Source organism: Streptomyces triticisoli, from assembly GCF_003270085.1.
Classification (GTDB): domain Bacteria; phylum Actinomycetota; class Actinomycetes; order Streptomycetales; family Streptomycetaceae; genus Streptomyces; species Streptomyces triticisoli.
The window spans coordinates 21,141-44,170 of the sequence record NZ_QFDQ01000225.1 but is presented as its reverse complement, the minus strand read 5'-3'; the positions used below and the strand labels follow the sequence as shown (position 1 = coordinate 44,170).

Genomic DNA, 23,030 nt, shown 5'->3' with positions numbered 1-23,030 from the left:
TTCTCCAGGACTGTTCAGTCCGTGTATCCGGCATGCAGGGGTGTCGCGGCGGATCACGGGGGCGGGGGGATGTTCTCTCGATGAGATTAGTCGGCCCTCGCAGGAAGGTTCGCTACCACGGGAGTTGAGTTCCCATCACGCAGCGGAACCGGGTGCGGACGTTCCGGAAACCCGTGACCGGAAGGATTCGTGCAGGGTTCCACCAATCGGGACACAAGGGTGCGCGCACGACCTCCGAAAAGGGGTGAACAGCACACCTCTAGCCCCTTGTCGACCCCCGAAGGGGTGGGAAACCTCACACGATCAACCAGTGCGACGGCCATCGGAATTCAGCCGTCCGACGGGGTGCGAATTCCCGTGGATGCCCGCCGCGGGGCTTTTCCCGCGGGGATTGGCACACTGGGTGAACAGTTAGCGCATTTCTGTCATCAGGCCGTGCAGAAATGACAGGTTCACGTCTTCCAGGGAAGGAACGACGGTGCGCCGGGGGGCCGGGGCGATGGGGGCGACGGAGGGTACGGCGATCACCTGGCAGCCGGCGGCCTCCGCCGCGGCGACTCCGGTCGCGGTGTCCTCGACCACCGCGCACCGGGCCGGGTCGGCGCCCAGACCGGCGGCGGCCAGCAGGTAGGGGTCGGGGTGGGGCTTGGTGCGGGAGACCTCGTCGCCGGCCACGGACAGGGCGAAGTGGTGGTGGCCGAGGGAGGTCAGGACACGGTCGATGATGCGGCGGTGGGAGGCCGAGACCAGGGCGGTGGGGATCCGGTGCGCGGACAGCTCGGCCAGCAGCCGTGCGGCGCCCGGCATCAGCGGCAGCGCGCCGTCGATACGGGCCTCGAACGCCTCGTTCAGCTGTGTGGTGATCTCGGCGAGGGTGATGGCGGCGCCGGTGGCCTCGATCAGGAAGCCGGCGCTGCGGGTCATGGGGCCGCCGACCACGACGTGTCTCCAGGAGTCGTCGAGCGTGTGTCCGAGTGCGGCGAAGACCTCCACCTCGACGTCCCACCAGAAGCCCTCGGTGTCCACCAGGGTCCCGTCCATGTCGAGGAGCACGGCCTGCAGGGCCGGCCCTTCTGCCCTGGGGGTCTGCCCTGCTCGAACGGAACCGGGAGCCTGGGGAAAGGTGCCGAGCGCGGGGACGGTACTGGTCATCCGGCGTACCTCCTTGAGGGACGACCAGGCCGGTTCCCCGCGGGGAACCGGCCTGCAATGGACCGACCATTTTACGTCGCCCACGACCAGAACGCGTTGTGGGCGACGCGGCGTCCCCTGCCCGGGCGCCGGTCCCTGGGCGCCGGTCCCTGGGGGCAGGGCCCGCACAGGGCACCCGGAGCACGGGGCAGGCGCGTACCCGGCCGGACGGAACGGAGCGGACGGGGTCAGCGGGCGTTGAAGTACTTGGCTTCCGGGTGGTGGATGACGATGGCGTCGGTGGACTGTTCGGGGTGGAGCTGGAACTCCTCCGACAGGTGGACGCCGATGCGCTCCGGCTGGAGGAGGTCGGCGATCTTGGCGCGGTCCTCCAAGTCGGGGCAGGCGCCGTAGCCGAGGGAGAAGCGGGCGCCGCGGTACTTCAGCTCGAACATGCCCTGGATCTCGTCCGGGTCCTCGCCGCCGAAGCCCAGTTCGGCGCGCACGCGCGCGTGCCAGTACTCGGCCAGGGCCTCGGCCAGCTGCACGGACAGGCCGTGCAGCTCCAGGTAGTCGCGGTAGGCGTCGGCCGCGAAGAGGCGGGCGGTCTCCTCACCGATCCTCGAGCCGACGGTGACCACCTGGAAGCCCACCACGTCCGTCTGGCCCGACTCCTCCGGGCGGAAGAAGTCGGCCAGGCACAGCCGGCGGCCGCGGCGCTGGCGCGGGAAGGTGAAGCGGGTGCGCTCGTTGCCCTGCTCGTCCAGGACGATCAGGTCGTCGTCCTTGGAGACGCAGGGGAAGTAGCCGTGGACCACCGCGGCCTGGAGGAGGTTCTCCGTCTGCAGGCGGTCCAGCAGGCCGCGCAGCCGGGGGCGGCCCTCGGTCTCGGCCAGCTCCTCGTAGGTCGGCCCGTCGCCGGTGCGGGCCTGCCTCAGCCCCCACTGGCCCTTGAACAGGGCGCCCTCGTCCAGCCAGGACGCGTACTCCTTGAGCTGGATGCCCTTGATCACCCGGGTGCCCCAGAACGGCGGGGTGGGGACCGGGTTGTCCGTGGCGACGTCCGAGCGGACGTGTCCCTCCTCCGGGCGCTGATCGATCTCCACCGTGGCCGCCCGCACCCGGCGCTGCCGCAGCTCGGGCAGTTTCGCCCCGGGCACGCCCCGCTTGACCCCGATCAGCGCGTCCATCAGGCGCAGGCCCTCGAAGGCGTCGCGGGCGTAGCGGACCTCGCCCCCGTACAGCTCGTGCAGGTCCTGCTCGACGTAGGCGCGGGTCAGGGCCGCGCCGCCGAGGATCACCGGATAGGTCGTCGCCAGGCCGCGGGTGTTGAGCTCCTCCAGGTTCTCCTTCATGACCACCGTGGACTTCACCAGCAGCCCGGACATGCCGATCACGTCGGCCCGGTGCTCCTCGGCGGCGTCCAGGATCGCGGAGACCGGCTGCTTGATGCCGAGGTTGACCACGTTGTAGCCGTTGTTGGACAGGATGATGTCGACGAGGTTCTTGCCGATGTCGTGCACGTCCCCGCGCACGGTGGCCAGCACGATCGTGCCCTTGCCGGCCTCGTCGGTCTTCTCCATGTACGGCTCGAGATGGGCGACGGCCGCCTTCATCACCTCGGCGGACTGCAGCACGAACGGCAGCTGCATCTGCCCGGAGCCGAACAGCTCACCGACCACCTTCATGCCGTCCAGCAGGGTGTCGTTGACGATGTCCAGCGCGGGACGGGTCCGCAGCGCCTCGTCCAGGTCGGCCTCCAGGCCGTTGCGCTCGCCGTCGATGATCCGCCGCTTCAGCCGCTCCTCCAGGGGCAGCGCGGCCAGCTCCTCGGCCTTGCCCGCCTTCAGCGACTTCGCCGTGGCGCCCTCGAACAGCTGCATGAGCTTCTGCAGTGGGTCGTAGCCCTCGCGCCGCCGGTCGTGGATCAGGTCCAGGGCCGTTTGCACCTGTTCCTCGTCGAAGCGGGCGATCGGCAGGATCTTGGAGGCGTGCACGATCGCCGAGTCCAGGCCCGCCTTGACGCACTCGTCCAGGAAGACGGAGTTCAAAAGGATCCGGGCGGCCGGGTTCAGACCGAAGGAGATGTTGGACAGGCCCAGGGTGGTCTGCACCTTCGGGTGGCGCCGCTTCAGCTCGCGGATGCCCTCGATGGTGGCCACACCGTCCCCGCGGGACTCCTCCTGGCCGGTGCAGATGGTGAAGGTCAGGCAGTCGACGAGGATGTCCTCCTCGCGGATGCCCCAGTTGCCGGTCAGGTCGGCGATCAGCCGTTCGGCGATCTCCACCTTCCGCTCGGCGGTGCGGGCCTGGCCCTCCTCGTCGATGGTCAGCGCGACCAGCGCCGCCCCGTGCTCCCGCGCCAGCGCGGTGACCCGCGCGAACCGCGACTCGGGCCCGTCGCCGTCCTCGTAGTTCACCGAGTTGATCACCGCACGGCCGCCCAGCTTCTCCAGGCCGGCCCGGATGACGTCGACCTCGGTGGAGTCCAGCACGATCGGCAGCGTCGAGGCCGTGGCGAACCGCCCGGCCAGCTCCTCCATGTCCGCCACGCCGTCCCGGCCGACGTAGTCCACGCACAGGTCCAGCATGTGCGCGCCCTCGCGGATCTGTTCCCGCGCCAGCTCCACGCAGTCGTCCCAGCGGCCCTCCAGCATGGCCGCACGGAACTTCTTCGACCCGTTGGCGTTCGTCCGCTCGCCGATCGCCAGGTAGGAGGTGTCCTGGCGGAACGGGACGGTCTGGTACAGGGAAGCCGCACCCGGCTCGGGGCGCGGGCTGCGCTCCACCGGCGTCAGGTCCCGCACCCGCTCCACCACCTGGCGCAGGTGCTCCGGCGTCGTACCGCAGCAGCCGCCCACCAGGGACAGCCCGTAGTCGCGGACGAAGTGCTCCTGCGCGTCCGCCAGCTCGGGCGCGGTCAGCGGGTAGTGCGCGCCGTCCTTGGTCAGCACCGGCAGGCCGGCGTTGGGCATGCAGGACAGCGGCACGCGCGCGTGCCGGGACAGGTAGCGCAGGTGCTCGCTCATCTCGGCCGGCCCGGTCGCGCAGTTCAGGCCGATCATGTCCACGCCCAGCGGCTCCAGCGCGGTCAGCGCCGCACCGATCTCCGAGCCCAGCAGCATGGTGCCGGTCGTCTCCACCGTCACCGACACGATCAGCGGGACCTCCAGGCCGACCCGCTCCATCGCACGGCGGGCGGCGATGACGGAGGCCTTGGTCTGCAGCAGGTCCTGCGTGGTCTCCACCAGCAGCGCGTCCGCGCCGCCCGCGAGCAGGCCCTCGGCGTTCTGCTGGTAGGCGTCGCGGATGGCGGTGAACGTGGTGTGCCCGAGGGTGGGCAGCTTGGTGCCGGGCCCCATCGAGCCCAGCACCCAGCGGGGCCGGCCGTCCCGGCCGGTGAACTCGTCCGCCGTCTCGCGGGCGAGGCGGGCGCCCGCCTCGGACAGCTCGGTGACGCGCTCGGCGATGTCGTACTCGGCCAGAGCGGTGAGGTTGACGCCGAAGGTGTTGGTCTCCACGCAGTCCACGCCCACGGCGAAGTAGGCCTCGTGGACCGACCGGACGATGTCCGGCCGGGTGAGGTTCAGGATCTCGTTGCAGCCCTCGAGGTTCTGGAAGTCCTCGAGGGTCGGGTCGTGGGCCTGGAGCATGGTGCCCATCGCTCCGTCGGCGACCACCACACGGGTGGCGAGCGCCTCACGGAGAGCGGACACACGGGTCCGGCTGTCGGCGGAAGGGGTCAGCGGCAACGAGGCCATGAAAGGGCTCCCTCAGGTGCGACGGCTGTCGGCTTTGCGTCTCTCCCCCCGGGCGGCGCGCACGGTTCCGGGAACCGGGCGCACAGCTTCCCGAGGGGAGCGCACGCCGCCAGGGTAGCCGGGACCGGACCCCGACGAGCGTGGCGTCCACCAAGCGGACGAGGATGACCGGCGGATCATCCCGGGGTCGGGCCGTGCAACAGGTGTCGACCGAACCATTGGCGGTGAGTCGGCATGGACCGGTAGTGTTCGGCATTGCCGAACGGGCGGCACGAAGGCCGTCCGCCGACGGTCGAAGGGGACGGAGGCAGGACGGCGATGGCACGGAACATCCAGTCGCTCGAAAGGGCGGCCGCGATGCTGCGGTTGCTGGCAGGCGGCGAGCGGCGACTGGGCCTGTCGGACATCGCCTCCTCACTGGGTCTGGCCAAGGGCACCGCCCACGGCATACTGCGCACCCTCCAGCACGAGGGCTTCGTCGAACAGGACGAGGCCTCCGGGCGCTATCAGCTGGGCGCGGAGCTGCTGCGCCTGGGCACCACCTATCTCGACGTGCACGAGCTGAGGGCGCGCGCCCTGGTCTGGACGGACGACCTGGCCCGCTCCAGCGGGGAGAGCGTCTACCTGGGCGTACTGCACCACCACGGCGTGCTGATCGTGCACCACGTCTTCCGCCCGGACGACAGCCGGCAGGTGCTGGAGATCGGCGCGATGCAGCCGCTGCACTCCACGGCCCTGGGCAAAGTGCTCTCGGCCTACGACCCCGTCGCGCACAGCGAGGCGGTCGAGGCCGACCGCAAGGCGTTCACCGGCCGCACCGTGTGCGACCTGGACGGCTTCGAGCGCATCCTCGACGTCACGCGCGCGCGTGGCTACGCCGCCGACGTGGAGGAGACCTGGGAGGGCGTCGCCTCCATCGCCGCGCCCATCCACGACCGGCGGCGGATGCCGGTCGGCGCGGTCGGCATCACCGGCGCCGTGGAGCGGGTGTGCCCGGAGGGCGAGCTGCGCCACGAGCTCATCGCGTCGGTGCGGGACTGCGCCCGAGCGGTCTCGCGGGACCTGGGCGCCAGGCGGTTCTGAGCGCCGTACAACCCATGCCGAACCGCACACCACAGGCCGGTACGTCACCGACGTACCGGCCTTTCGCATACCCGCGACAGGCCCGGCCGCCCGGCGATCAGTAACGATCGCACTTTCGACAGCAGCACTCTTGACGCCCACCTGACCGTGCGGTGAGACTCCCGTCCATCGGTCGGCATTGTCGAACACCTTCCGGAAATACACGTTAGGGTGTGGCAACGCCAGGGCCGGCATCGCTCTCACCCCCCGAGGGCGCCAGACCCCCGGTGGGACCCGGGGTTCGGCTACCCCGGACGAAGGACAAAGGAGTCGCGGGTGTCCAGCTCCGACATCTTCATCGGCGAGACCATCGGTACCGCCGTACTCATCCTGCTCGGCGGCGGAGTCTGCGCCGCCGTGACCCTGAAGGCCTCCAAGGCCCGTAACGCCGGCTGGCTCGCCATCGCCTTCGGGTGGGGTTTCGCCGTGATGACGGCGGTGTACGTCTCGGGCCCGGTCTCCGGCGCCCACCTCAACCCGGCCGTGACGGTCGCCCTCGCCATCAAGGACGGCGACTGGGCGAACGTTCCGGCCTATGTCGCCGGCCAGCTGCTCGGCGCCATGATCGGCGCGGCTCTGGTCTGGGTCGCCTACTACGGCCAGTTCCAGGCGCACCTCACCGACCGGGAGATCGTCGGCGGTCCGGGCGCCCAGGCCACCGCCGCCAAGGCGGTCGAGGCGCAGGAAAAGGGCGCCGGTCCGGTCCTCGGCGTCTTCTCCACCGGTCCCGAGATCCGCAACGCGGTGCAGAACCTCGCCACGGAGATCATCGGCACGATCGTGCTGATCCTCGCGGTCCTCACCCAGGGCCTGAACGACCAGGGCAACGGCCTCGGTGTCCTCGGCGGCCTGATCGTCGCACTCGTCGTCGTCTCCATCGGCCTGTCCCTCGGCGGCCCCACGGGCTACGCGATCAACCCCGCCCGTGACCTCGGCCCCCGTATCGTCCACGCCCTGCTGCCCCTGCCCAACAAGGGCGGCTCCGACTGGAGCTACGCCTGGGTCCCGGTGGTCGGCCCGCTCGTCGGCGGCGCCATCGCCGCGGGCATCTACAACGTGGCCTTCGCCTGATGAGCCCGGCGCCCCACTCCTTCGCGCCCCGCGCACCGCGCCGCACCGCACGCGCCGCAACCACCGCCCCATCGATCACGGACCTCAGGAGCACACAGTGACCGACGCCCACACCGCCGGCCCGTTCATCGCGGCCATCGACCAGGGCACCACCTCTTCCCGCTGCATCGTCTTCGACCGGGACGGCCGGATCGTCTCCGTCGACCAGAAGGAGCACGAGCAGATCTTCCCCAAGCCGGGCTGGGTCGAGCACGACGCCACCGAGATCTGGACCAACGTCCAGGAGGTCGTCGCCGGAGCCATCGAGAAGGCCGGCATCACCCGCGACGACATCAAGGCCATCGGCATCACCAACCAGCGCGAGACCACCGTGCTGTGGGACAGGAACACCGGTGAGCCCGTCCACAACGCCATCGTCTGGCAGGACACCCGCACCGACGCCCTGTGCAGGGAGCTCGGCCGCAACGTCGGCCAGGACCGCTTCCGCCGCGAGACCGGCCTTCCCCTCGCCTCCTACTTCGCCGGTCCCAAGGCCCGCTGGCTGCTCGACAACGTCGAGGGCCTGCGCGAGCGCGCCGAGGCGGGCGACCTGCTCTTCGGCACCATGGACACCTGGGTCATCTGGAACCTGACGGGCGGCACGGACGGCGGCAGGCACGTCACCGACGTCACCAACGCCTCCCGCACCCTCCTGATGAACCTGCACACCATGGAGTGGGACGAGAAGATCTGCGAGTCGATCGGCGTGCCCCAGCGGATCCTGCCCGAGATCCGCTCCTCCGCCGAGGTCTACGGCGAGATCAGGGGCGGCAAGCTGGGCGAGCTGCTCGGCGGCATCCCGGTCGCCTCCGCGCTCGGCGACCAGCAGGCGGCCCTGTTCGGCCAGACCTGCTTCTCCGAGGGCGAGACCAAGTCGACGTACGGCACCGGCACCTTCATGGTGATGAACACCGGCGACAAGATCATCAACTCCTACAGCGGTCTGCTGACCACCGTCGGCTACCGGATCGGCGACGACAAGCCGGTCTACGCCCTGGAGGGCTCGATCGCCGTCACCGGCTCCCTGGTGCAGTGGATGCGCGACCAGATGGGCCTGATCTCCACCGCCCCCGAGATCGAGACGCTGGCGCTCTCGGTCGAGGACAACGGCGGCGCCTACTTCGTGCCGGCCTTCTCCGGCCTGTTCGCACCGTACTGGCGCTCCGACGCCCGCGGTGTGATCGCCGGCCTGACCCGGTACGTCACCAAGGCGCACCTCGCGCGCGCCGTCCTGGAGGCCACCGCCTGGCAGACGCGGGAGATCGCGGACGCCATGACCAAGGACTCCGGGGTGGAACTCGCCGCCCTCAAGGTCGACGGCGGCATGACCTCCAACAACCTGCTGATGCAGATGCTCTCGGACTTCCTGGACGCCCCCGTGGTGCGTCCGATGGTCGCCGAGACCACCTGCCTCGGCGCCGCCTACGCCGCCGGTCTCGCCGTCGGCTTCTGGAACAGCACCGACGACCTGCGCGCCAACTGGCGCCGGGCCGCCGAGTGGACCCCCCGCATGGACGCGGACCTCCGCGACCGTGAGTACAAGAACTGGCTCAAGGCCGTCGAGCGGACCATGGGCTGGCTCGAGGACGAGGAGTAAGAAACCGCAATGACCCGTCAGTCCACCCTGCAGACCGTGCCTGCCCTGGGGACGCACCCGGCCTCCGGCTCGAACCCGGGCCGCGCCGAGACCCGGGAGCAGCTCTCCAAGGCGACGTACGACCTCCTCGTGATCGGCGGCGGCATCCTGGGCATCTCCACCGCCTGGCACGCCGCGCAGTCCGGCCTCAGGGTGGCTCTGGTCGACGCCGGCGACTTCGCCGGCGCCACCTCCTCCGCCTCCTCCAAGCTGCTCCACGGCGGTCTGCGCTATCTGCAGACCGGCGCGGTGAAGCTCGTGGCGGAGAACCACTTCGAGCGCCGTGCGGTTTCCCGCCAGGTGGCCCCCCACCTGGCGAATCCGCTGACCTTCTACCTTCCCGTGTACAAGGGCGGCCCGCACGGCGCGGCGAAGCTCGGGGCGGGCGTGTTCGCCTACTCCGCGCTGTCCGCCTTCGGTGACGGCGTGGGCCACCTGCTCAGCCCGGCGAAGGCCGCGCAGGACGTGCCCGAGCTGCGCACCGAGAACCTCAGGGCCGTGGCCGTCTACGGCGACGACCAGATGAACGACGCGCGCATGGCGCTGATGACGGTCCGCGCGGCCGTCGAGTCGGGCGCGGTCGTCCTCAACCACGCCGAGGTGACCGGGCTGCGCTTCACCCGGGGCCGGGTCACCGGCGCCGAGCTGAGGGACCGGCTGTCCGGCGACGAGTTCGGCGTGGACGCCCGGCTGGTGCTGAACGCGACCGGGCCGTGGGTGGACCACCTGCGCAGGATGGAGGACCCGAACGCGGCGCCCTCCATCCGCCTGTCCAAGGGCGCGCACCTGGTCCTCAGGCGCACCTCACCGTGGAAGGCGGCGCTGGCCACCCCGATCGACAAGTACCGCATCACCTTCGCCCTCCCCTGGGAGGACATGCTGCTGCTCGGCACCACCGACGAGGAGTACGAGGGCGACCCGGCCGATGTCGCGGTCGACGACAAGGACATCACGCAGATACTCGACGAGGCCGCGTTCTCCATCCGCGGCCGGCAGCTCGACCGCGACCTGATCACGTACGCCTTCGCCGGGCTGCGGGTGCTGCCGGGCGGGCCCGGCAACACATCCAAGGCCAGGCGCGAGACGGTGGTGACCGAGGGCAGGGGCGGCATGCTGTCGGTGGCGGGCGGCAAGTGGACCACCTTCCGGCACATCGGCCGTACGGTGATGAAGAAGCTCCAGACACTGCCGGGCGCCCCGCTGGGCGAGGACTTCGAGCCGGTCTCAGCGCTGCCGAGGAAGCTGCCGCTGCCGGGCATCGCCAACCCGCGCGCGGTCGCCCACCGGCTGCTGGTGGACCGTCCGGCGCCCGGCCCGCGCATGGCCGCCGACACCGCCCGGCACCTGGCCACCCACTACGGCTCGCTGGCCTTCGACATCGCCCGGCTGGCGAACGAGCACCCGGAGCTGGGCGAGCGGATCCACCCGGACGCCCCGGAGATCTGGGCGCAGGTCGTCTGGGCCCGCGACCACGAGTGGGCCCAGACGCCGGAGGACGTGCTGCGCCGGCGTACGACGCTGACCGTCCGCGGTCTGGCCACGGACGAGGTCCGGGCGAAGGTGCGGGACCTGCTCGACGGGAAGTGACCGTCGGGCGGTGCCGAGCGGCCGGCTCCCACCGCGCTGGGGGCCGGCCGTTCTTCGCACGGGGGACCAGCCGCTTTTCCGCCTCCATGTTGTGCTCGGACATCCGATGTCCGAGCGACGGGGAGGCCGGGCAGGGCGGTGACCGACGAGGCGATCGAGAAGATCAAGAGCATGATCGCCTCCGGTGCGCTGCGCCCCGGCGACCGGCTGCCCAAGGAGAGCGGACCCACCGCCGGACTGGACCTGTCGCGCAACCCCCTGCGGGAGGCGGTGCGCCACATCCTGGAGCCGGCCGCGACCGGGACGCGGAGGCGGCGCGGAGGCGGCGCGGAAGCGGCGACGTTGCACATCGCGAGCGTCGAGCGGTGGCCGCGCTCCACTCTCCGGTCCGGTGGTGATCTCCGGGTGTTCGGTCACGGGGAACGGGGCAGTCATCCGTTCACTCCCTCGTGCAAGGGGGCTGCGAGCGCCCCCGCCGCACGCCGTAAGGTTGGTGGGTCAGGCGAGGGCACGTCGGAAGGAGGCGCTGGGTGATCGAGCTCGAGGGGGTTCCCGAGCTGATCGACCCGGTCATGGTGGCCGCGTTCGAGGGCTGGAACGATGCCGGCGACGCCGCCTCCACCGCGGTCGCGCATCTGGACAGGGAGTGGAAGGGCGAGGTGTTCGCGGCGCTGGACGCCGAGGACTACTACGACTTCCAGGTGAACCGCCCCACGGTGTTCATGGACGGCGGCGTACGCAAGATCACCTGGCCGACGACGAGACTGTCGGTGGTCCGGGTCGGCGGGGAGAAGCCGCGCGACCTGGTGCTGGTCCGCGGCATCGAACCGTCCATGCGCTGGCGCTCGTTCTGCAACGAGCTGCTCGGCTTCGCGCACGAGCTGGGCGTGGAGCTGGTGGTCATCCTGGGCGCGTTGCTCGGCGACACCCCGCACACACGTCCGGTTCCGATCAGCGGGACCACGTCGGACGCCGACCTGGCCCGCCGGATGGACGTGGAGGAGAGCAAGTACGAGGGGCCGACGGGCATCGTGGGTGTACTGCAGGAGGCCTGCACGCACGCCGGTGTCCCGGCGGTCTCCCTGTGGGCGGCGGTGCCGCACTACGTCTCGCAGCCGCCGAACCCGAAGGCCACGCTGGCCCTGCTCAACCGGCTGGAGGACCTGCTCGACCTGCGCATTCCGCTGGGCGAGCTGCCGGAGGACGCGCGGGCCTGGCAGGTGGGGGTGGACCAGCTGGCCGCCGAGGACAGCGAGGTCTCGGAGTACGTGCAGACGCTGGAGGAGGCCCGGGACACCGCGGAGCTGCCGGAGGCGTCGGGCGAGGCGATCGCCCGCGAGTTCGAGCGGTATCTGCGACGCCGGGACGGCGGTGGCCCGTCGTCGGGCGGGCACGCCACGGCGGACGGCGGAGAGGGCGGCTCGTACCGGCGGGAGGGGCCCGGGGGCCGTACACGGCCTTCGAAGCCTCCGAAGCCGGAGGCCGGCGAGACGGACGAGGCGGACGGCGAGGACTCCTCGGAGGCGTGAACGGACGTCAGGGGCGGTGCGTGTGACGCGCACCGCCCCTGACGCTGTGTCGCGCCCGGGTCAGAGAGCCACGCCCAGCAGGGCGTCCACGGCGCGCGAGACGAGGCCGGGGGCGCCGATGTCCTCGCCGCCCCGCTCCTGCTGGAGGGCCGCCCAGCGGTCGACCGCGGCGAGGGCGGCGGGGGCGTTCAGGTCGTCGGCGAGGGCGTCGCGGATCTCCTCGACCAGCGCGTCGGCGGACGGGCCGTCGGGCCGGGAGACGGCCGAGCGCCAGCGGCCGAGGCGTGCCACGGCGTCCTGGAGGACCTGGTCGGTCCACTCCCAGTCGGAGCGGTAGTGGTGGGCGAGGAGCGCGAGCCGGACGGCGGCCGGGTCCACGCCGTCGCGCCGCAGCCGCGACACGAAGACCAGGTTGCCCTTGGACTTGGACATCTTCTCGCCGTCGAGGGCCACCATGCCGGCGTGCACGTAGGTCTTGGCCATCGGGAACTCGCCGGTGAGCACCTGGGCGTGCGAGGCGCCCATCTCGTGGTGCGGGAAGGCGAGGTCGGAGCCACCGCCCTGGACGTCGAAGCCCATGCCGAGGTGGTCCAGGGCGATCGCCACGCACTCGATGTGCCAGCCGGGTCGGCCGCGGCCGAGGGAGCCGCCGTCCCAGCTGGGCTCTCCGTCCCGGGCCGCCAGCCACAGGACCGGGTCGAGCGGGTTCTTCTTGCCGGAGCGGTCGGGGTCGCCGCCGCGCTCGGCGGACAGCAGCCGCATCGCCGCGGCGTCCAGGTGGGAGACCTCGCCGAAGTGGGGGTCGGACTCGACGGAGAAGTACACGTCCCCGTCGAGCTCGTACGCCGCGCCCAGGTCCCGCAGCCGCTCGACCAGCGGGACGATGCCGGGTATCGCCTCCACGGCGCCGATGTAGTGCCGGGGCGGCAGCATCCGCAGGGCGGTCATGTCCTCGCGGAACAGGGCCGTCTCCCGCTCGGCCAGCTTCACCCAGTCGACGTCGTCGCGCTGGGCCCGCTCCAGCAGCGGATCGTCGATGTCGGTCACGTTCTGGACGTAGTGGACCTGCCGCTTGGTGTCGAGCCACACGCGTTGCACGAGGTCGAACGCGTTGTAGGTCGCCGCGTGACCCATGTGGGTCGCGTCGTACGGCGTGATGCCGCAGACGTAGATACGGGCGACGGGACCGGGCTGGAGGGTGACCAGACCTCCGGTCGCGGTGTCGTGGATCCTCAGATCGCGGCCCTGACCTGGCAGGGCGGGGACCTCGGAAGCGGGCCAGGCATGCATGTCATGAGCGTAACCGGACCGCGGTCCCGTATACGAACCGGACCGGACCGGATGACCGGGAAGACGCTCTTGCGTGATCCCGCCGGGTGTGCTGACACCCACTCCCGGCGGGGCGGCGCCCCCACCCCTGCCGACAGCTCCGCCGACACAACGCGGCCGGGGCCGGCTGCCCGCCCACACCGCGGCGACCCGCACCCAACGCGCGGGCCGACGCCGGACGAAACCACGGCTCCTCGACCAGAACCGCCACCCGTCTGCGACGTCGCCGCGGCACACCTCGGGCCGCAAGGCCGACGAGGCCGGGCCGGACGGGGGTGAGCGACCGCACCACACCGGCGGCCGGCCTACACCGGTGGCCAGGGGATCGCCGGGTCGGCTGCCCGCCCACACCGCGGCGACCCGTGCCCAAGCACCCACCGCGCGGGACGAAGCCGCTGCTTCTCGACCAGAACCACCACCGGACTCGACGCCGCCACGGCACCCGCCGAGGCCGCAAGGCCGACGACGCCGGGCCGGCGTTGCCGGCCTACACCGGTGGCCAGGGGATCGCCGGCCAGTCCTCGGTGGGTTCCGGGTGGGTGCCGGTGGTGAGGAGGGCGTTCACGCGTGCGCGTGTGGCGCTGAGTTCGGCCGGGGTGATCAGGGAGGTCAGGCGGGTGGCGAGGGGAGCGTTGTCGGCGAGGGTGTCCTCGAGGGACTTGAGGACGTCCAGGACGTCCGGCGGGAGAGGTTCGCCCGCCCAGCCCCACAGGAGGGTACGCAGCTTGTTCTCGACGTTGAAGGTCACGCCGTGATCGATGCCGTACAGGCGCCCGTCGGAGGTCGGCAACAGGTGGCCGCCCTTGCGGTCGGCGTTGTTGATCACGACGTCCAGGACGGCAAGGCGGCGCAGCCGCTCGTCGTCGGCGTGTACCAGCAGCGCGGTGCGGCCCCGGCCGACCTCGGCGAACCCGATCGCCTTCCAGCCCGGCCCGGGCTCCTCGGCGTCCAGCAGCGCGAGCAGCTCCGCGTCCGGGGTCGCCTCGACCCACAGCTGCACCATGCCCTCGCCGTACGGGCCGTCACGCAGCACGGTGGGCGGTACCAGGTCCCATCCGGTCGCCTCGGAGACCTCGTACGCGGCCACCTCGCGCGCGGCGAGCGTGCCGTCGGGGAAGTCCCACAGCGGACGCTCCCCCGCGACCGGCTTGTAGACGCAGGCCGCCTCCTGGCCGTCGCAGGCGACCGTGCAGAACAGCGCCGTGTTGGAGGCCTCGCGGATCCGGCCGCGCACGGTCAGCTCGCCCTGGGCGAGCAGCTCGGCGGGCGCCGCGCCGGGCGCCTCGTCGGGCGTCACACCCCGCGGCGGTATCCGTTCTGGCGCGGACATACGTGTCCTTCCGGGTCGAGCGGGAGGCTGCACAGCGGGCACGGCGGCCGTCCGGCGTTGACGACGTCCAGGGCGCGCTTGGCGAAGGCCCTCGCCTGCGCGCCGGTGAGCCGGACCCGCAGCATCGGGGGGCCGTTCTCCTCGTCCTGCAGCAGCCGCTCCTCGGCCTCGGCGAGGTCCTCCTCGGACTCCACGTCGATCTCGACGAGCGCCTGCGCCTCGACGATCATGCGCTGTTCCTCGCCGTCCCAGGCGAGCGCCATGGTGCCGACCCGGAACTCCTCCTCGATGGGGGTGTCCAGCGGACCGGTGTCGGCGATCTCGGCGGGCGCCACGGCGGGCACGGCGGCGCTGCCGCCGCTACGGCGCACCACCTCGTCGAGCAGTTCGTCCATGCGCTCGGCGAGCGCGGCGACCTGGGTCTTCTCCAGGGCCACGCTGGTCACCCGGGAGCCGGCGGTGGCCTGGAGGAAGAACGTACGGCGCCCGGGCAGTCCGACCGTACCGGCCACGAAGCGGTCCGGGGGGTCGTAGAGGAACACCTGACGGGACACGTCCTGTCTCCATGGGAATCGTGTGAACGGCGGAATCGGGAGGGTCGACGGAATCGGCGAGTCGACCCGGTCGGCAAGTCGGCGGCGACCGCTTCACCCTACTGCGGCCGACGATCACGGTGCGCCCGCGCCGCCCCCGACGGGTGCGTCGTCGTCCGCGGGCTCCTCGCGCGGCACCAGGGACGCGAAGTCCCCGGTGTCCCCGAGCCGTACCAGGAACGGCCGCAGCCGGGTGTAGCGGATCGCGGTGACCGAACACGGCTCGACCGAGATCCGCTGGAAGAGGTCCAGGTGCAGACCGAGCGCGTCCGCGATGAGAGACTTGATGATGTCACCGTGCGAGCACATCAGATAGACCGCGTCGGCCCCATGGTCGCGCTCCACGCGCGCGTTCCACTCGCGCACCGCCTCGGCGGCGCGCGTCTGCATCACGCGCATGGACTCGCCGCCGGGGAACGCCACCGCCGAGGGGTGCGCCTGCACCACCTCCATCAGCGGCTCGTCCTTGAGTTCGGCGAGCTTGCGGCCGGACCAGTCGCCGTAGCGGCACTCCCCGATGCGCTCGTCGGTGTGCGCCCTCAGCTCTGGCCGGGCCTCCAGGAGCGGCCGTACCGTTTCCTGGCAGCGCTGCAGCGGGCTGGTGACGACCTCGGCGATCGGCAGCCCGTCGAGCCGTCCGGGCAGCGCGGCGGCCTGTGCGGCGCCGCGCTCGTCCAGGGCGACCCCTGGGGTCCAGCCGGCCAGCAGTCCGGCGGTGTTCGCGGTGGAGCGTCCGTGCCTGACAAGGATCAGCGTGGGCATGCCGCCAGGGTAGGCGTACGGACGGCTCCGGCGGTGACCGGGCGAAGGGAGCACACACTCTGTGATCGTCGACTGCGCCATCTACCGTGACGGCCACCGCGCCCAGGGGCCCGAGGACTTCTCGGACGCGCTGGCCGCGGCACGGGCCGCGGGGGGCTTTGTGTGGGTGGGGCTGCACGAGCCGAGCGAGCAGGAGTTCGGCCTGGTCTCCGAGGAGTTCGCCTTGCATCCGCTGGCGGTCGAGGACGCTTTGAAGGCCCACCAGCGGCCCAAGCTGGAAATCTACGACGACTCGCTGTTCGTGGTGCTCAAGCCCGTGATGTACGAGCCGCACAGCGACGTCGTCTCCACCGGTGAGATCATGATCTTCCTGGGTGACTCGTTCGTGGTGACGGTCCGCCACGGCGAGAGCGACGGGCTGGCCGTCGTGCGGCACCGGCTGGAGCAGGAGCCGGAGATGCTCGGCCAGGGGCCCACCTCCGTGCTGTACGCGATCGCCGACTCCACCGTCGACCACTATCTGGTGGTGGCCACCGAGCTGCAGACGGACCTGGAGGAGCTGGAGGCGGAGGTCTTCTCGCCGGACCGGGGCGGCTCGCGGCACACGGCCTCGCGGATCTACAACTTCAAACGCCAGATCACGGAGTTCCGGCGGGCGACGGGCCCGCTGGCCCTGCCGATGGCCCGCCTGGCCGGCACCGGGGCGGGCGTCTTCTCCCCGCCCGTGCCCTTCGTGGACGACAAGGCCCGGCCGTTCTTCCGGGACGTCAGCGACCATCTGACCCGGGTCAACGAGTCGGTCGAAGGTCTCGACCGGCTGGTCTCGGACATCCTGTCGGCGCACCTGGCACAGACCAGCGTCCAGCAGAACGACGACATGCGGAAGATCTCCGCGTGGGCGGCCATGGCCGCGGTCCCCACGATGATCGCCGGGATCTACGGCATGAACTTCGACCACATGCCGGAGCTGCACTGGACGTGGTCGTACCCGGCGGTGATCGTGCTGATGGCGCTGCTGGAGTTGCTGCTGTACCGGCAGTTCAAGCGGCGGGGCTGGCTGTAGGGCGCGGCCCGCCGGTCAGGCGGGCTCCGGCTCGGTTTCGGAGGCGGGTGCCGGGGCGGCCGGTGCGCCGAGGGCGTCGCGGCGCTCGGGCATGGACAGGGTCACCATCCGACGCCGGCCCACCAGCAGCTCGTGGACGTACACGGCGTGGATGCCGGCCGCGACGAGCGCCGAGCGGGCCTTCGTCCAGCCGAGGAGGCGGCCCATACGGGCCATCACGGCGAGGCTGACGTCGCGGTGGACGCGGATCTCGGCCCACGCGCACGCGTGCAGGGTGCTCCGGATGGCCGGGCCGTGCCCGGCGGCGGCCAGGCGCAGCAGTTCCTCGTGGCAGTAGGCGAGGTGGTTGTGCTCGTCCCGCGCGATCATGCGCACCGCCCGGCCCACGTCGGGGTGGTCGCCGAAGTGCCGGCACAGCAGTTCCATCTGCTCGCAGGCGCGCTGTTCGGTGACCCTGCTGTGGGCCAGGTAGACGATGAGGTCCCGCACGGTGAGCGGCTCGTCGGACCTGAGCCTGTCGTGCGCCAGTCCGATGCCCCGCTTCTCCAGGAGCATCGTGTAGTCGGTCTCGGCGGGCACCGGGACGGGGTCCAGACCGCGTTTCCTCAGCAGGGCGTGGAAGATGCGCCCGTGCTTGTCCTCGTCCGCGCCGTGGCGTGCGATCTTCGGGGCGAGGTCGCGCTCGCTCTCCGGCACGAGGGCGGCGATCCGGCGGTTCTCCCAGCCGCCCTGCGCCTCACCGCCGGCCGCGATGGAGCAGAACAGCCGGAAGGACTCGTCGTGGTCGAGGATCTCCTGGAACAGGCTCCTGGGCGAGAGCATCGCGGGCCACCTCCCTGCCGGACTGCCGCGAAGAACGAGTCAAGTGCAGCCGCGGGAGCGCCGCAACAGGGGGTGGCGTCTGCTCGCCGGGAAGCCTGGCAAGGTCCGTTCGGCTCGTTCGTGTGATGGTCGGCTCGCGGGCTTGCGGGGCGTGGGCTGACCGGAGTGTCGTGATCAGTGCGATCCGGGACGCCGGGGACCCGGGGGTACCTCCCACGCCCTTGAGGCAGTGGGGGAACGCCCACGACCGTTCGAGGTGTGCGGCTGAGTACGCGCAACTCGTGTTCGGTCTTCGGGAACGGTGCGGGAGCGCTGCTCCGAACGGCGGAGCGCCGGAGGGCCGCGGGGTGTGCGTAACCGCACGGGGACGGGCGCGTTGTTCTCGGTGACGGCCGTGGCGGGGTGGACCCCCGAGCCCCCACCACGGCCGCGGAAAGCCCCTGGGCTTGCCGGGCGCACCTCCCCCCTCCCCGGGCGGTACTCCCGTGTCACGCCAGTCCCGCGCGCTCCAGGGCCTCGGTGCCGGCGCGGAGCGAGGCGAGTCGCTCCTCCAGGGTGAAGCCGGCGGGGGCGAGGGTCAGCGTGGTGACGCCGACCGCCGCGTACGCCTTCATGCGGTCCGCGATCCGGTCGACGGAACCGAGCAGCGTGGTCTGGTCGATGAGCTCCTGCGGTACGGCCGCCGCCGCGCCCTGCTTGTCGCCGGAGAGGTACTTGTCCTGGATCTCGGCGGCCGCCTTCTCGTAGCCCATGCGGCGGGCGAGCTGGTTGTAGAAGTTCTGCTCGCGGCTGCCCATGCCGCCGACGTACAGCGCGGTGTAGGGGCGGAAGGTGTCGGCGAGCCGGGCCACGTCCTTGTCGTCGCCGACGGCGAGCGGCAGGGTCGGGCAGACGTCGAAGCCGTCCATGGTCCTGCCGGCCTTCTCACGGCCCGCGCGCAGGTGCTTGACCGCCGTTTCCTCCAGGTGGTCGGCGGAGGGGAAGATGAGCAGGGCGCCGTCGGCGATCTCGCCGGTCTGCTCCAGGTTCTTCGGGCCGATGGCGGCGATGTAGAGCGGGATGTGCTCGCGCTGCGGGTGCACGGTCAGCTTGATCGGCTTGCCCGGGCCGCCGGGCAGCGGCAGCGTCCAGTGCTCGCCGTCGTACGTCAGCCGCTCGCGGGTCATCGCCTTGCGGATGATCTCGACGTACTCGCGGGTGCGGGCCAGCGGCTTGTCGAACTTCACGCCGTACCAACCCTCGGAGACCTGAGGGCCGGAGACGCCGAGGCCGAGCCGGAAGCGGCCGCCGGACAGCGAGTCCAGGGTGGCGGCCGTCATCGCCGTCATCGCGGGCTGCCGGGCGGGGATCTGGAAGATGGCCGAGCCGACGTCGATGCGCTCGGTCTGTGCGGCGACCCAGGTGAGCACGGTGGCCGCGTCGGAGCCGTAGGCCTCGGCCGCCCAGCACACGGCGTAGCCGAGCCGGTCCGCCTCCTGCGCGACGGCCAGATTGTCCGCGTCCATCCCGGCACCCCAGTAGCCGAGGTTGATCCCGAGCTGCATGCCGCTCCCCTTACCGATCAGTAACGTTCCTTGTCCGGGGAACACTAGCGCGGACCTGCGGGATTTTGGGTTGTCCACAGGTGACCCATGTCCCAGTTCTGGCCAGTAATGTCGGCGTTCATGGAGCAGAGGCATCTCGGCCGTACGGGCCTGCGCGTGTCCCGCATCGGCCTCGGCACCCTGACCTGGGGCCGGGGCACCGACGAGCACGACGCCGCGGACATGCTGAAGGTGTTCTGGGAGGCGGGCGGCACTCTCGTCGACACGGCCGACGTGTACGGCGACGGGGAGGCCGAGTACCTGCTCGGGCGGCTCATGGACGGCCTCGTGCCCCGCCGTGACCTGGTCGTCTCGACCAAGGCGGGCAGCGTCCCGGACCCGGACCGCCGCTTCGACGGCTCCCGCGGCCATCTGCTGGCGGCGCTGGACGCCTCGCTCGCCCGCCTCGGCACGGACCACGTCGACGTGTGGCACGTCCACGCCTACGACCCGTACACACCGCTGGAGGAGACCCTGCAGGTGCTCGACCTGGCCGTGAGCAGCGGCCGGGCGCTCTATGCCGGCGTCTCCAACTTCTGCGGCTGGCAACTGGCCAAGGCGGCGACCTGGCAGCTCGCGGCGCCGGGCACCCGGACGCGGCTGGCGAGCACGCAGATGGAGTACTCGCTGCTGCAGCGGGGCGTCGAGCGCGAGGTGCTGCCGGCCGCCCTCGACCTGGGCATCGGCCTGCTGCCCTCCTCACCGCTGGGCCGCGGTGTGCTGACCGGCAAGTACCGGGGCGGGACGCCCTCGGACTCGCGGGGCGGCTCGGAGCAGCTGGCGCCCTTCGTCGAGCCGTACCTCGACGACACCGCGAGCCGCATCGTGGACGCGGTGTCCACGGCGGCGGACGGGCTGGCGGTGACCCCGCTCCAGGTCGCCCTCGCCTGGGTCCGCGACCGACCCGGCGTGGCCGCGCCGGTCGTCGGCGCCCGCACCGCACAGCAGCTCACGGCGGCGTTGTCGGTGGAGGCGCTTAGTCTTCCTGACGAGATCTGCCGGGCGCTCGACGACGTGTCGGCGCCCGTGCACCGCTATCCCGATCACGACTGGAGCACGCTGTGAGCGAGCCGGAGACCACGGAACACTCCGGGCCTGGCATCCCGGACCCCGGCCCCGGGGCCGCCGACGCCCCCGCAGGCGAGCGGGGCGGCGGGGCGGCTGCCGAAGAGCGCGGCGGCGCGAAGGCCGGTGGGGGCGCACGCGCGAGCGGTGGCGCTGCCGAGGACGCGGAGTCGGACGGCGACACGGTCGCGAACGGCAGCGGCACTCGCGAGCGCGCCGATCTGGAGAACCGCACGGCCATGCGCGACAGCGGCCCCGGGGAAGGCGGCGAGCCGGACGGCGGCGCGGCCGCCGCGGAGAGCGGTGCCGGCACGGCGGTCGGCTCGGACGCGGCGGCGGGTCCCGACGCCATGGTGGACCCGGACGCCGCAGGCAGCTCCGGCGCGACGGCCGCTTCCGGCACAGCAACCGGCTTGGACCCGGCGGACGGCTCCGGCGCGGCAGCGGGCCCGGACCCCACGGTCCGTACCGGCGCGACAGCCGACTCGGACGCGACGGCCGGCTCCGGCGCGGCGGAGGGCTCCGGCGCGGCGGGGGATCCAGGTGGGGACCGAATGTCCGAGGCCGAGGCCGAGCTTGCGGCTCAGCAGGTCGAGCGGGAGCGGATCGAGCGGCGGAAGGCGGCGAAGAAGGGGCCGATCGAGAGCGGGGGGAAGCTGAGCGGCAAGGCGGCCGGTCTGCTGGCGGCGGTGCGGGCCGTGGAGAGCGGGGAGAAGCCCGCGGTCGGCGTCCTCGCAGAGCCGGAGACCGTGCCGCGGCGGGTCGCCCCCGAGCCGGTACGGCGGCCCGGGCACGCCTCCGTCGAGGCGGCCACCGCGCCCGCGGCGCCCGCGCCCGGGAGTGTCCGGGGCGTGCGCCTCGTGCTGAGCGAGGGCGGTGCCCCGGAGACGCTCGCGCCTCAGGTCGCCGCGGCCCTCGGGGAGGGCGCGGAGGAGCGGCTGCGCGCCGACCCCTGGCAGTTGCTGCGCGTGAGGGGCGTACGGCCGGAGCAGGCCGACGGGTTCGCGCGTGCCCTGCTCGGCGCGGAGTGCCGTCCGGACGACGAACGGCGCGGCCGGGCCCTCACCGTGTGGCTGCTGGAGCAGGCGGCCCTCGCCGGGCACACGGCCCTGGACGCCGCGGCGCTGACCGCCGCGCTGGTCCAGCGGGCGGTGCCCGACCCCGAATCGGCCCTGCACAGCACGCTCGCGGAGGGCGAGGCCCTGGCCTTCCAGGACACCCAGGAGGCGGACGGGGAGGGCGAGCGCCCGGTGCGCGTCCTCGTGGGCCTGGAGCGGTACGCGCTCGCCGAGGAGAGCCTCGCCGACGGACTGGCCCGGCTGATCGGCTCCGTACCGGAGGAGAGCGGTCCGTCCGAGGACTGGGAGCGGGCCGCCGCCTCCGCCCAGGGCTCCGCCGCCGAGCTGCTCCGCGCGGTCGCGGGCCACGGCCTGGTCCTGCACACGGGAGGCGAGGCCTCCCGCGTGGAGCCCGCCCGGCTGCTGGGTGAGGCGCGGCGGCTGGGGCTGCGCGCGTGGGCCGCCGCCCACAGCCCGCTCGGCCGGGACGGGTTCGCGGAGCTGCTGCGGCAGTTCCAGGAGGCCGTCGGACCGTCCGGGACCCCTGCGCCCGCCGTCGCCACGGTGGCCGGGCTGCTGTCCGGAGCCGAGGGCCCCGGACGGGACGAGGACGGCTCACTCGCCCTGGACCTGCTCGTCGTGCTCGACGCCCCCCAGCTGGACGTGGAGTCGGCGGCCCTGCTCGTGGAGTCGCTGCCGGACGGCGCCCGGCTGGTGTTGGCCGGGGATCCGGGGGTGCTGTGGTCCGTGGGGCCCGGGCGGGTCTTCGCGGATCTGCTGGCGGCGCGGGTCTGCCCCCAGTTCGCCTCGCGCGTGCCGGATCCGGGCCCGCTGGGCGAGCTGGTCTCCGGCATCGGCGTCGGCGAGCTGGGCGAGGTGGCGGCGCCCGGCAAGGAGGTCGTGATCGTTCCGGTGCGGGACGCGGGGGAGGCCGTGCACCGGACCGTGCAGCTCGTCGCGGACTCGGTGCCGCGGGCCATCGGCGTCCCGGTCGAGCAGACGACAGTGATCACCCCGGGTCACGGCGGCGCGGCCGGCACCCGCGCGCTGAACGCGGCGCTGAAGGCGCGGCTCAATCCGGGGCCCGGCCGCTTCGGCGGATTCGACCCGGGCGACCGGGTCGTCCACTCCCCCGCCCCGGGCCGTGCGCTGTCCGGTCACGTGGTGAAGGCCGACGCCGAGGGACTGCACCTGTCCTGCTCGGGCGCCCCCGTGGTCGTACCGAGGGAGCGGGTGGAGACGCAGGTGCGGCACGGGTGGGCGCTGACCGCGCACCAGGCGGTGGGCGGCCGGTGGCCCGCGGTGGTCGTGGTGCTGCCCGGCGACGCGGCGCGGGCGCTCAGCCGGCCGTGGGTCTACACGGCGTTCGGCCGGGCGAGCCGTCATCTGTCCGTGGTGCACGGGGTGGAGCAGGCGCTTTCGAAGGCTGTGGCCGAGGTGTCGGCGAAGCCCCGTACGACCCGCCTGCCCGACCTGCTCCGCACGCAGGCGCGGGCGGCGGAGGAACGGGCGGCGGGCTGAGACGGGGGGAGACTGCGGGCGCGTCCGC

The 23,030-nt window shown here is 72.4% G+C and carries 16 protein-coding genes and 1 pseudogene; 9 read left to right on the top strand and 8 right to left on the bottom strand.

The window, feature by feature from the left end:
* Positions 1-411: 411 nt before the first annotated feature.
* Both DEP02_RS27770 and metH read right to left on the bottom strand, forming a co-directional pair.
* On the bottom strand, positions 412-1,152 hold the full coding sequence (locus tag DEP02_RS27770) for an HAD family hydrolase (RefSeq protein ID WP_112470429.1): 741 nt from the start codon (positions 1,150-1,152) through the stop codon (positions 412-414).
* A gap of 227 nt (positions 1,153-1,379) precedes the next feature.
* Positions 1,380-4,892, bottom strand: a complete 3,513-nt coding sequence (gene metH / locus DEP02_RS27765; RefSeq protein ID WP_112470428.1) for a methionine synthase — start codon at positions 4,890-4,892, stop codon at positions 1,380-1,382.
* 318 nt (positions 4,893-5,210) lie between these two features.
* Between metH and DEP02_RS27760 the strand changes: the two genes are divergently transcribed.
* The 6 genes and pseudogenes from DEP02_RS27760 to DEP02_RS27735 all read left to right on the top strand — a co-directional run bounded on the left by DEP02_RS27760 (position 5,211) and on the right by DEP02_RS27735 (position 11,876).
* On the top strand, positions 5,211-5,975 hold the full coding sequence (locus tag DEP02_RS27760) for an IclR family transcriptional regulator (protein ID WP_112470427.1): 765 nt from the start codon (positions 5,211-5,213) through the stop codon (positions 5,973-5,975).
* Positions 5,976-6,290: 315 nt separating this feature from the next.
* On the top strand, positions 6,291-7,085 hold the full coding sequence (locus DEP02_RS27755) for an MIP/aquaporin family protein (RefSeq protein ID WP_112470426.1): 795 nt from the start codon (positions 6,291-6,293) through the stop codon (positions 7,083-7,085).
* 97 nt (positions 7,086-7,182) lie between these two features.
* Positions 7,183-8,721: a glycerol kinase GlpK gene (gene glpK / locus DEP02_RS27750; protein ID WP_112470425.1), complete on the top strand. Its 1,539-nt coding sequence runs from the start codon at positions 7,183-7,185 to the stop codon at positions 8,719-8,721.
* A gap of 9 nt (positions 8,722-8,730) precedes the next feature.
* A complete protein-coding gene (locus DEP02_RS27745; RefSeq protein WP_112470424.1) occupies positions 8,731-10,347 on the top strand; it encodes a glycerol-3-phosphate dehydrogenase/oxidase in 1,617 nt (538 codons plus the stop codon).
* A gap of 138 nt (positions 10,348-10,485) precedes the next feature.
* Positions 10,486-10,623, top strand: a pseudogene (locus DEP02_RS35035) (GntR family transcriptional regulator); the annotation flags it as partial.
* A 254-nt stretch (positions 10,624-10,877) separates the two neighbouring features.
* Positions 10,878-11,876 (top strand): PAC2 family protein, encoded by a 999-nt coding sequence (locus DEP02_RS27735; protein WP_112470423.1) that lies wholly within the window; start codon positions 10,878-10,880, stop codon positions 11,874-11,876.
* Between the two features lie 60 nt (positions 11,877-11,936).
* Here DEP02_RS27735 and mshC read toward each other — a convergent pair whose 3' ends face one another.
* The 4 genes from mshC to DEP02_RS27715 all read right to left on the bottom strand — a co-directional run bounded on the left by mshC (position 11,937) and on the right by DEP02_RS27715 (position 15,890).
* A complete protein-coding gene (mshC, locus tag DEP02_RS27730; protein ID WP_112470422.1) occupies positions 11,937-13,166 on the bottom strand; it encodes a cysteine--1-D-myo-inosityl 2-amino-2-deoxy-alpha-D-glucopyranoside ligase in 1,230 nt (409 codons plus the stop codon).
* 526 nt (positions 13,167-13,692) lie between these two features.
* Complete coding sequence (locus DEP02_RS27725) at positions 13,693-14,535, bottom strand: SCO1664 family protein (RefSeq protein ID WP_112470421.1); 843 nt, start codon at positions 14,533-14,535, stop codon at positions 13,693-13,695.
* Positions 14,499-15,089: a DUF3090 domain-containing protein gene (locus DEP02_RS27720; protein ID WP_112470420.1), complete on the bottom strand. Its 591-nt coding sequence runs from the start codon at positions 15,087-15,089 to the stop codon at positions 14,499-14,501. Before DEP02_RS27720 ends, DEP02_RS27725 begins: the two co-directional genes overlap by 37 nt.
* Before the next feature lie 114 nt (positions 15,090-15,203).
* A complete protein-coding gene (locus DEP02_RS27715; protein WP_112470419.1) occupies positions 15,204-15,890 on the bottom strand; it encodes a histidine phosphatase family protein in 687 nt (228 codons plus the stop codon).
* Between the two features lie 61 nt (positions 15,891-15,951).
* On the opposite strand from DEP02_RS27715, the gene corA reads away from it, so the two are divergent.
* On the top strand, positions 15,952-16,953 hold the full coding sequence (gene corA, locus DEP02_RS27710) for a magnesium/cobalt transporter CorA (protein WP_112470418.1): 1,002 nt from the start codon (positions 15,952-15,954) through the stop codon (positions 16,951-16,953).
* A gap of 15 nt (positions 16,954-16,968) precedes the next feature.
* Here corA and DEP02_RS27705 read toward each other — a convergent pair whose 3' ends face one another.
* Together DEP02_RS27705 and DEP02_RS27700 are read right to left on the bottom strand one after the other, a co-directional pair.
* A complete protein-coding gene (locus DEP02_RS27705) occupies positions 16,969-17,775 on the bottom strand; it encodes a ferritin-like domain-containing protein (protein ID WP_112470417.1) in 807 nt (268 codons plus the stop codon).
* Between the two features lie 488 nt (positions 17,776-18,263).
* Positions 18,264-19,319, bottom strand: a complete 1,056-nt coding sequence (locus DEP02_RS27700; RefSeq protein WP_112470416.1) for an LLM class F420-dependent oxidoreductase — start codon at positions 19,317-19,319, stop codon at positions 18,264-18,266.
* 120 nt (positions 19,320-19,439) lie between these two features.
* Between DEP02_RS27700 and DEP02_RS27695 the strand changes: the two genes are divergently transcribed.
* Both DEP02_RS27695 and DEP02_RS27690 read left to right on the top strand, forming a co-directional pair.
* Entirely contained in the window at positions 19,440-20,423 is a 984-nt protein-coding gene (locus DEP02_RS27695) for an aldo/keto reductase (RefSeq protein WP_112470437.1), read from the top strand.
* A gap of 350 nt (positions 20,424-20,773) precedes the next feature.
* A complete protein-coding gene (locus DEP02_RS27690) occupies positions 20,774-23,002 on the top strand; it encodes a helix-hairpin-helix domain-containing protein (protein ID WP_112470436.1) in 2,229 nt (742 codons plus the stop codon).
* Positions 23,003-23,030 lie beyond the last annotated feature (28 nt).